This is a genomic window from Bacillus sp. 179-C3.3 HS, assembly GCF_047229225.1.
GTDB lineage: Bacteria > Bacillota > Bacilli > Bacillales > Bacillaceae > Bacillus.
Genome location: NZ_JBFEFT010000046.1, coordinates 1 through 1,680, shown reverse-complemented (window position 1 = coordinate 1,680; position 1,680 = coordinate 1). Strand labels below are relative to the sequence as shown.

Annotated in this window: 1 protein-coding gene and 1 pseudogene; both read right to left on the bottom strand. The window is 38.7% G+C overall.

From position 1 onward, the window contains the following. A pseudogene (locus tag AB1K80_RS17120) lies at positions 1-176 on the bottom strand (flagellin); the annotation flags it as partial. 314 nt (positions 177-490) lie between these two features. Continuing rightward, a complete protein-coding gene (gene hag, locus AB1K80_RS17115) occupies positions 491-1,330 on the bottom strand; it encodes a flagellin Hag (RefSeq protein WP_412858140.1) in 840 nt (279 codons plus the stop codon). Positions 1,331-1,680: the final 350 nt, after the last annotated feature.

The window sequence follows — 1,680 nt, the reverse complement described above, 5'->3', positions numbered from 1 at the left end:
AATCCGCGGATTTGTCCACGCATTTTTTCAGAGATCGCAAGACCTGCTGCGTCATCTCCTGCACGGTTGATACGAAGTCCAGAAGAAAGTTTCTCCATATTCTTTTGGCTAGCAGCGTTGTTTGAAGACAAACGGTTTAATGTGTTAAGTGCTGCGATATTGTGGTTAATTCTCATTTTTTATTACCTCCATGTATTTGGGACCTGACAGACGTCCTTGTCTGAAAAAAGCCCTTTAATCTAGGGCTTATCGGCCCTGACAATTCTATTATCGGATACATCTATAGAAAGTTTAGTATGTTTAATTATTTTACCGGTCTATTTTCATAAATTAGATTTACAAAAGTTCATATAAAAGTGAGTTATGCAATTTATCTAAAATACACCTTTGTAAAACATCACAGACTGTAAAAAACAAGCTTAAAATTGATACTCACACTCTATATTCAGTTATCAGTTAACGTAAAAAAGCCCCATGAAGGGGCCTTTCATTAACGTAGTAATTGAAGAACGTTTTGTGGCTGTTGGTTCGCTTGTGCAAGCATTGCTTGAGACGCTTGAGAAAGAATGTTGTTCTTTGTGAACTCACTCATTTCTTTCGCCATGTCTACGTCACGGATACGAGACTCAGCAGCTGTTAAGTTTTCACCAGAAGCACCAAGGTTGTTGATTGTGTGCTCTAGACGGTTTTGTACTGCACCAAGTTTAGAACGTTGTGCAGAAACGGCTTTGATTGCATCATCAACCGCAGTAAGTTGAGTATCAAAATCGTTCGTAGTAAAATTATTTAATGTGAGAGCACTAACTTGAACACCGGCAGTAGTACCTAATGCGCCTGCTTTCATGCTATCAATGGTTACATCTAAAGTTTGACCACCATTCGCACCGATTTGGAATGTAAATGTTCCCCCAGTACCATCTAATAGCTTTTTTCCGTTGAATTGAGTACGGTCACCGATTCCATCGATCTCTGCTATTAGAGCTGTAACCTCTTCTTGAATCGCGTTTAAATCTTCAGTCTGTTGAGTACCAGTGTTACCTGCTTGAACTGTTAGTTCACGCATACGTTGAAGGATCGCATGTGTTTCTGTAAGTGCACCTTCAGCTGTTTGGATAAGAGAGATACCATCTTGTGCGTTTTTAGAAGCCATTTCTAATCCGCGGATTTGTCCACGCATTTTTTCAGAGATTGCAAGACCTGCTGCGTCATCTCCTGCACGGTTGATACGAAGACCTGAAGAAAGCTTCTCCATGTTCTTTTGGCTAGCAGCGTTGTTTGAAGACAATCGGTTTAAAGTGTTAAGTGCTGCAATATTGTGGTTAATTCTCATTTCTTATTACCTCCATGTATTTGGGACCTGACAGACGTCCTTGTCTGAAAAAAGTCCTTTTTCTAGGGTTTTTATTAACCCTGACATTTTTATTATCGGATATGATTAGAGCTAGTTTAGTGTTTTATATTATTTTATCGATCTTTATGCTCATTTTACTCTTTATATCATTCAGTGAATATCGCTTGTCTAAATGCCCATCTAACATATCACAAGCTGTTCAAGCACCTTACATCTAGTTTTCAACCAACATAAAAAAGCCCCATTAAGGGGCTTCAGGCTGTCGAGAAAATCTTGACAGCCTTATTTTTTCCCTTAAAATTCCCATCTCCTCATTTTATAATAGAGAA